Source organism: Phocaeicola sp., from assembly GCF_048170425.1.
Classification (GTDB): Bacteria; Bacteroidota; Bacteroidia; order Bacteroidales; family Bacteroidaceae; genus Phocaeicola.
Window position 1 is genome coordinate 1 of the sequence record NZ_DBEXBB010000280.1, and the last position, 7,182, is coordinate 7,182.

Sequence of the window (7,182 nt, forward strand, 5' to 3'; positions counted from 1 at the left end):
ATTGATATCAGGCCGTTTTTCCAGTCTTCTGGACCTGCCATTTAAGAATTAAGGCATACCGTATTCCTTATCCAATTTCACAAACGACTCATAATCATATTCCCACGTGGTTCCAAAAGCCAGTTTATGAATACGATAATAGATAGCTTCACGCGACGGAGCATTAAAGCCGCCCATAGCATTCCTCATCAGACTGGTATCAGTAGGCCGGAAATAATTACTTGCCAGACCATAAGCCCCTTCATACAAGCCTATCTGTTCAGGCTGATAACGAACATCTTCCATAAATTTCTTCCAATTAACTTCTCCGGAAGCATCTTTCACATAAATGTTCTTAAACCAGCCATACATGCTGCAATAATATGGAACCTCATTCGAGAGAACAGCCCTTGACTTCACAGCATCCAACGAGGAATATTCATCCCCTAACTTGGCAAAACCGTGTCCGCAAGCCTCATGACGTAAAATCTGCTGGAATACCTCCGCATCGTCGGCACGAGCAACATAGGCTACTGACCATCCCACAGAATGATCACCATCCAAATGGAACATATAGGCATACGCCTTACAAGCTCCCGTATATTTGGGAGAGTTCATAATGGTTATTACCAGCAGCTGACGTCCAATATCATCATCAATATAATCGGTCACCCCAGACTTCAACGCGTATGCCTTACACTGGTCATCCCAACCGGAAACTTTCCCATCATCCCGAATAGAGCAACCAAACGCTGTTTCTCCATCTTCAATATACCCTTCATTCTTTGACACCACATTGACATAGTAAACCGTAAAATAGTCTCTAAAATAACTATACGGCTGAACACTAAAGAAAGCTTCCATTCCGCGACGCATCACCTGGTCGTACGTTCCGTCCGCTATCTGCCGGTCGGAAAATCCATCACCAAGAAAGACAACATTAACCCCATTTCCCGTCTTGGCCGACTGTAACAGCACAGATTTTCCATCCTGCTCGTAATCTGTAGAAACATAAGGATTAAAATGATCACCAAGAAGTTCTTCTATAATCCCCTTCAACAAAGATACCTCCGTATGGTCTGAATGGTAAACCAGTTTTCCTTCTTTATTGAATAAAAGAGCTGCAGGCATTTTCTCAGACATCTGAGGATATGGCTGGAATTTAATCAGTGTGGGCCATTCCATCTTATATTCAGAAATATAATGCTCTGTCATTTCCCTATCCTGTTCACCATCGATATAGGTACTACCTAATACAGCCAGTCCATAATCTTTAAACTTTCTGTAAATAGAAGGAACAACTGTCATAAAATAGTTTTGCCCCGGATTCCAAAGGAAATACAATGTCAGTTCATGGGAACGAATTATTTCCGTACTGTTCACCAAATTGCCATTCATATCAGTTTCCGTAAAATCGGGTAAATATAAATTAGCGCTCTCTAAATCAAGCCCATTTCCATCCTGACATAAATTAAACCAACCACATTGCTTCCACCATTGGCTCCGGCTTACCTTTTCAGGAATTTTTCCCTCAAACTGATTATATGAAAGTTCCACATAATTCAGACTAGAAAGACTTCCGAGCTCTTCAGGCAAGCTACCTGTGAAGTCGTTGGATGACAGAGACAAAGAAAACAACTCTGTCAGCTTCCCTATCGAAGAAGGAAGGTTTCCCGAGAGCTGATTATCTCCCAAATCGAGGGTAGAAAGACGAGTCAGGCTAAAAAGAGCTTCAGGAAACTCACCGGATAGCCAGTTACCACGGAGTTCTAATCTCTCCATTTCAGTTAACAGGCCTATTTCTTCTGGCAAACTACCCTTCAACTGGTTATGAGAAAGATTCAGGCCGTGCACTTTCCCGTCTGCACCGATAGACACCCCGTACCATTCCGATAAAGGTGCATCCGTACACCAATTATCATTAAAATACCAGTTATCACCATCTGTAGCATCATACAAAGCAATCAAGGTCTCTTTTTGAGACAATTCTTCTGGCGTCAGTTCTTTATCGACATCTAAACCGCTAAAACTATTAATGACAGCTCTTGACACCTGAAGCACTTTGTCACTTCGTTTCACAATCTCAATTTCTGATTCCATTCCTTTTCGGCAACCTGTTATACGAAACGTTATTCCTTTTTCAAATGTCTGTACAGGTACCACAAAGTAAAAAGAAGTATCTTTCTCTTCTTCCAAAGTTACAGAAAGTTCTTGCAAAGAGACAGAAGAAGAAAGAGTTATACTGGTGGAGTCAAGCTGAAAGGCTGGTGTCTGTGAACTGATGTCAATACTTCCAGACCCTGCCAGCTTTTCCCCATTATTTCCCTCCAACTGAATCTTATGAACGGTCATGCTCCCTTTCAATTTCAAACGAATCAGACCAGTCGTCTGTAAGAACTGAAACTGATTGTTACTGCTCTGAGCTACAAGCGGACAAGCCTTTGGGTCAAAACTTCCGACAGTATACTCTTGCATAGCTGGCAGAGATAGAGAGATTTTACTCCCCTCCATTTCGCAATCAGAATTAAAAGGATAAACGGCATAATAATGTGATCCAGAAACAAGGCTATCTTCAGGTAAAAACAAATTACCACTATCGTTTACATAACGATAAGCAACAGGCTGTCTCCTCGTATCACTATACACTCCAATCATATCGTTCTCACTCCAGCTGACCGAATTATCAGGATTAAGTATGGAACGACTTTTCACGACTGCCGATGTAGTAGCATACAGCTTACTTAGTTCTTGACTGGAAGAAGAGGACATAGAAAACCGTTCATCTTGGCATCCCACCAAGACAAACAAACAAATTATATAGAAAAAGATTTTTTTCATGAGACTTTATTTTTCAGATTTACCATTCTGATTCATTTTCTTCAAAATCTTCAATATTACCTCCTAACTCAGGATTTTTCCCCGCCTGAATCACTTCAACACTTTGTTGAAAGGTTCCATCATTCGACTGTATGATAATTTGTCCTTTACGCTGGGAAGCCGTATTATTTACCGCTCCATGAAAAATAAGCTGTTCACGGAAGAGCCCATGATCCACACTAGGAGCTGGCTGGGCCGACAAGGTCATCCAATCTTCATAACGAACAACTGAGTATGCCACATTTCCTGTTACTTCAATCATGAAATCCTGTCCCTCAGCAGATAAATTAATCTGCTGTGGAGAGACTGAAAGAATACGCTGACAATCTTGAGCAATAGTTAATGTATCAGATAAGGTGCTTGTCTGGCTACGAAATACATAAGTTGCCTGACGAGTCTCATAGGTATCATTAGCTACCACTTGAAAAGAAATTGTTTGAGCAGATACGGTGCGTGAAACAACCTCCTTAATCCAGGTATATGATGCCAATGGATAATACTCAAACTCCTGATTATGCTCTAAACGAACATCATATATCCCTCCCCATACGTCAGCATGAATTTCCTTAGTAGAAAGTGATAAAATTTCATCTTCCGGATTCTCGGGTTCTTCAGGATTCTCTGGGTCTTCTGGGTCTTCCGGGTTTTCCGAATCCTCAGGATTTTCCGGATCTTCAGCATCTTCTTGAGGACGCTGAGTGATTTCAATTGATTTCTTATAAGTTCCACAACTAAAATGAAGAATAGCAGTTCGTTCTTCTGCTGTCTGATTGGTCTCCAACCGTAAGGTCACAACGGCCTCCCCCGCCTCTCCTTGTGTAGGACTTATGGTTATCCAGTTATCCGACAAAGTACTAGTTACAGTAACTTCCCAGGGAATCGACGCTGTAAATCGCAAGGTAAGTTCTCCTCCTTCACTGCTGAATTCAGGAGAAAAATCCGTCTCACTATCAAATGTAATATTCCCCTCTGTTGAAGTAGACGGAGGTTCCTCCAATTGCGAATCTTTGTCGGAACATGCACTCTGTATTATTCCCCAAAAGAGCACACACATTCCACAACAAAAAATAAACTTCCAATTGTTTGTTGTTTTTCTCATAGCTAAATGTTTTTATAATAATAAGATAAGAACAATTTCTTCAATCCACCGAATACTAAAGCGACAGAAAAGGAAGCATTTACTTGATTCGAATCCTCACGCTACAATCCACCGCTCAATGCTTCGTGTCTTGTCACTGAAGTTTATCCCGACCTTTATCACCTTCCGGCTATCGGCAGCGAAGGCAGAGGCATAGCCCTTCTCCTCTATCTGCTGCAAAGCCTCTTCGGCGGTACCGTTCAACTTGAACTCCATCACGTAGATGTAGTCGGACGTCTTCAGCACCAGGTCCACCCGGCCACGCGATGTGCGATATTCCACCTCGGTGTGGAAACCCATCAGCTTGAACACGATGTAAAGGATGTTCTGGTAATGCACCTCGCGGTCACGGGCCAGTTCGTAAGGCGTATCATCGAAGAAGGTCTGCAGGCGACTCAGGAAACCGTCCACATCACCCTTGCGCACCTCGCCCACAAAGCACTGGATTTCGTAGGGCGACTTGCTGACGCTCACCGACGCATAGTGAGGAAGCAGGAAACGGAGAAACCCTTGCTCCACCTCCCGGTTCGGGAAACCGAGGGTATAGTTCTCAAACTCCGCGTTATAGTCCTTGATGGTCAGGTAGCCGCTCTGGTAGATGACCGGTACCGGGTCGGTAGAAGCCGCATCGATGGAATCCAGCACCGGACCGCTGGTCACGATGTGCTCAATCTCTTCCACCGGATAATGATGAAGCTTCATCAGCTCTACCAGGTAAGTCGGGGTACCCGTCTCAAACCAGTAGCTGCCTATCTGCATATTGGCAAAAGTACTCAACAGGCTGAAAGGATTGTACATACCCACTGAGCTATAGCAGAAATGATAGCCGTCGTAGTTTTCCTTCAGCAGTTCACAGGCTTTGGCATAATCTACGCCCACTTTTTCAGCAAGGGCATGAATATCCTCGTCAAAGTACTGGTGAAGCTCCACATCACTGATACCACAAATTTCTGCATACTGATTCACCATGGATATATCACGCAGGTTATTCAAATCACTGAACACGCTCACCTTGCTGAACTTCGTCACGCCCGTCAGCATGGCAAAATGAATAGAGCCGTCGCACGACTTGAGGGCACCATAGAAAGCCTTGAGTGTGTTACGGAATTTAGTCTGCAAATCCGAATTCGTAATGGCCTGAAGCATGGGCTTGTCGTACTCATCTATCAGAATCACCACCTTTTGCCCTGTTTGCTTCGCAGCCCGACGAATAACTCCTTCAAAACGGGTCGCCACGGAATACTCATCCGGGTTATGGCCATACTCTGCTTCCCACTGCTTCAGCGTCAGTTCCAGCTTGTTTTCCAGACTTGCTTCCGTATCATACTTTTCCGTATTCAAGTCCATGTGAAGTACGGGATGCACCGCCCAGTCCTTTTCCAGACTTTCCATGGCAAGCCCCTTGAAAAGTTCACGCTTTCCCAGGAAATAAGCCTCTAACGTGGAAATCATCAGGCTCTTACCGAACCGACGGGGACGGCTCAGGAAATAGTATTTACCTGTCTGTACCAGGTTATATAAAAGCGAAGTCTTATCTACATAAATATATCCCCTGCTGCGGAGATCTTCGAAATTCTGTATGCCTACCGGATAAAGTCTGTTCATGGCCATTTCGTTTTATTCCTTTCGTACACACAAAGGTAAGATTTATCTCCCGCAATTCCTAATCTGGCAGGCTGAAATCAAGGTGGCAATAGATTCCGGATAAGATTTATAGTCCCAAACAAAAAATTCCTTACCTTTGGACTAAACAACATAATATGTCATAAAACTTAAACTCTATAGTATATGAAAGCCAAACACGTCGCACTCCTTTCACTCAGTGTGCTTGCAGGAACATTTGCCTCATGTACCGACTCACACGAAATAAAGATTACAGGCTCTGTAAAAAATTTAGACGGAGGCACAATTATCTATCAGAAATCCATCGACGGAATGTTTAATTCGCAATCTCAGGATACATTGAAACTGAATACGGACAGCACGTTCAGTATCACACTCCCCAGCAACGGGTACGAACAGATACGCCTGTTCCTGTGGGGAAAGCGTTACTTAGGTTCCTTCATTGCCGACGGCGGAAACTATCGCCTGCAAATTGATGCCGCAGCCACGCATCCCATCTCCATTCTGGAAGGCAAGAATGAAAAGAACATGGAGGTATCAAGGCTAATGGACGAACTAGGACAAGACGTGTTTGATATACTTTCAAGAAAAGGCGACAAGTGGGGGATTACCCAGGACACCCTAGCTACTTCAGTCAGCAAAAAATTGCAGGATGCGGTATTAACCTTAGATGAAAAGATGAAAGGTGTGGATAAGGATTTATATGAAAAAGCCTGCCAGAATACACGCATACAGACGATGTGGGCCTTCCAGAACCAGCTTTTCGGCATTGCCTACCGCTATTCCGAAGCCACCAAGCAAAGCTGGCTCAAGGAATGGGAGAAGATGATGGAATTCTGTCGGGTAAATCACCCGGCCAGCACTTTCTCGCCCGCTTTCCATGAAGTAGTCTACAACAATGCCGGCATTACTTACTACACTAAAGAAGAACCGGTAGACGAAGACTTGAAGAAAAATCCCAATAAGTTAATTTTCCATTACATCGAAAAAAACCTTACAGGTCAGGCGCAGGAATCGGCCATGGCACTGCTTTTCCTGAGGGACGCAAACGAGGAAAAATACGACCCAGAAATACTTCCGCTGGAAGAACGATTCGAGCAACTGTATCCACAAAGCAAATGGCAACCGCTGATAGATGAGGCCATTGCCAAGAACAAGGCTTTCAATCAAGCTAAAACACCCGACTACATCCACTTCCCTAATATAGACAACGCCAAGACATTCAAAGACATTACCGACTTATATAAAGGAAAGGTTATCTTCATGGATATATGGGCAACTTGGTGCGGTCCCTGTCGTGCTTCTTTCGCCTATGTAAAACCCTTACAGGAGTATGCCAAAGCGAACGACATCGTACTGCTGTATCTCTCCATCGACCGCCCGGAAGAAGATGCCAAATGGCGCAAGATGGCAGCACATTATGACCTGATGGGCGAGCATGTACGCGTGCAAGAAGCGTTTAAGGATGAAATATACACAACCTTCGGCAACGCACAAAAAGCACTTTCCATTCCTCATTGCGTGATTATCGGAAAGGATGGAGAAATCAAGTTCAAATCGGCTGC

The 7,182-nt window shown here is 43.8% G+C and carries 4 protein-coding genes; 1 reads left to right on the forward strand and 3 read right to left on the reverse strand.

Going from position 1 to position 7,182, the window contains the following annotated elements; all coding sequences use genetic code 11:
- Positions 1–48 precede the first annotated feature (48 nt).
- The 3 genes from ACMJ0U_RS11095 to ACMJ0U_RS11105 all read right to left on the reverse strand — a co-directional run bounded on the left by ACMJ0U_RS11095 (position 49) and on the right by ACMJ0U_RS11105 (position 5,599).
- Complete coding sequence (locus ACMJ0U_RS11095) at positions 49–2,817, reverse strand: hypothetical protein (RefSeq protein WP_417129977.1); 2,769 nt, start codon at positions 2,815–2,817, stop codon at positions 49–51.
- Positions 2,818–2,836: 19 nt separating this feature from the next.
- Positions 2,837–3,955, reverse strand: coding sequence for a BACON domain-containing protein (locus tag ACMJ0U_RS11100; RefSeq protein ID WP_417129978.1), 1,119 nt, complete (start codon positions 3,953–3,955; stop codon positions 2,837–2,839).
- A 96-nt stretch (positions 3,956–4,051) separates the two neighbouring features.
- Positions 4,052–5,599 (reverse strand): ATP-binding protein, encoded by a 1,548-nt coding sequence (locus ACMJ0U_RS11105; protein WP_417129979.1) that lies wholly within the window; start codon positions 5,597–5,599, stop codon positions 4,052–4,054.
- Between the two features lie 183 nt (positions 5,600–5,782).
- Here ACMJ0U_RS11105 and ACMJ0U_RS11110 point away from each other — a divergent pair.
- The coding region (locus ACMJ0U_RS11110; RefSeq protein WP_417129980.1) for a redoxin family protein at positions 5,783–7,182 on the forward strand (1,400 nt) is incomplete at its 3' end.

Coding starts and splice junctions, on each gene's coding strand:
- ACMJ0U_RS11100 (WP_417129978.1), bottom strand. CDS start 3,955: ATGAGAAAAACAACAAACAATTGGAAGTTTATTTTTTGTTGTGGAATG.
- ACMJ0U_RS11095 (WP_417129977.1), bottom strand. CDS start 2,817: ATGAAAAAAATCTTTTTCTATATAATTTGTTTGTTTGTCTTGGTGGGA.
- ACMJ0U_RS11105 (WP_417129979.1), bottom strand. CDS start 5,599: ATGAACAGACTTTATCCGGTAGGCATACAGAATTTCGAAGATCTCCGC.